This window comes from Kitasatospora sp. NPDC002543 (genome assembly GCF_053594915.1).
In genome coordinates this window covers 1-1,291 of sequence record NZ_JBSFWR010000243.1, presented here as the reverse complement: position 1 = coordinate 1,291, position 1,291 = coordinate 1, and the positions used below count along the sequence as shown (strand labels likewise).

General features: G+C 70.7%; 3 protein-coding genes. All 3 read right to left on the bottom strand.

Going from position 1 to position 1,291, the window contains the following annotated elements:
• On the bottom strand, nt 1-618 hold a 618-nt coding region (locus tag ACWD4P_RS38285), incomplete at its 3' end, for a hypothetical protein (RefSeq protein ID WP_449782830.1).
• A complete protein-coding gene (locus ACWD4P_RS38280; protein WP_355687478.1) occupies nt 615-1,040 on the bottom strand; it encodes a hypothetical protein in 426 nt (141 codons plus the stop codon). The genes ACWD4P_RS38285 and ACWD4P_RS38280, both read right to left, overlap by 4 nt.
• Nucleotides 1,041-1,167: 127 nt before the next feature.
• The coding region (locus ACWD4P_RS38275) for a DUF520 family protein (protein ID WP_449782831.1) at nt 1,168-1,291 on the bottom strand (124 nt) is incomplete at its 5' end.

Here is a 1,291-nt window from a genome sequence, read left to right as displayed (position 1 = left end):
GTACGGCTCCTCGTCCTCGGCCAGCTCCTGGATCACCCGGACCAGGGTCGCGTCCCGCCCGATGAGGACGGTGCACGCGACGCCGTGCCCTTCCAGCCAGGAGCTGATCCGCTCGGTCTCCTCACGGGCCGACGGCAGATCCCCCAGGGTGTCCCCGACGATCAGCGCCCGCCGCACCTGTGTGCACTCGCGCCCGCCCACCACCGGTCTGCTGACGACGGACCGGCGGCCGAGCTCGTGCACGAGGCCGAGGAAGCTCTCCCCGTCGTGCAGCAGCTCCCACGGCACCAGGGACTCGTTCGTGCTGACCAGGAGCGATCCCGTCGACTCCTTCAGCTGGCGCACCATCTCGCCCGAACCGGCGCGCGGAAAGAGCGAGTTGAAGAGGAGCCTTCCCTTCTGTCTGAGCACTCTGCCCAGCGTCGGATCGTCGTCACGGGCGTCCTTGAGCGCCTCGTCGATGTCCTTGCACAGGTCCTTGACCAGGTCCTGGCTGACATCGACGGTGTGTTCCTGCTCCAGCGGCCCCACCACGGACCCGCCACCGGACTTCAGCCCGTACGCGTACTGGGTGCGCCCCGGGCCGTGCGCCGAGGTGCGTACGTCGAGGGTGGTCATCGCCCGTCCTGCCGGTGCAGGTCCAGAAAGCGCGCGATGGCATCGCTCTGCGCGCGGTCCGACGGATACGTGATCTCGAGGCGCCGGTCGCCGATGGTGATGACGACGGACGGGACCACGTCGTCCGCGCCGGCCGGGGCGGGCTGCCGCGCCGCCGCCTCCCGCCGCCCGGCGAGCCAGCCGCGTACGGCCTCGACGATCGACACCACGTCCACCGCCCCGCCGACGAGCAGCGTGCAGACCTGGACCAGCTCGGCGACCCGCTGGTCGGAGGAGGGCGCGGTGAGTCGTACCTGGTCGACGCTGGCGGCCCCCGCGGCCGTCAGCGCCTCGTGGAGGGCGGCCAGTTCGGGCCCCGGATCCGGCCCGTGCAACGCCAGTTCGAGGGTGGAACCTGCGCCGACCGTGGGTTCTGCCGCCACAACAACCTCCAGTGCCCTGTGGGCAGCGGGAATCTAGTCCCACCAGCCTCGCACCGGGAGCGGCGGCAGACCATCACGTCAGGGCAATTGCCCCTGCTTCAGCGACAGTTACGGTCACCCGCCGTCCCTACCGGTAGTTCACGAACTGCAGCGCGAAGTCGAAGTCCTGGCCCTTCAGCAGCGCCTGCACGGCCTGGAGGTCGTCGCGGCTCTTCGAGCTGACCCGCAGCTCCTCGCCCTGGACCTGCGCC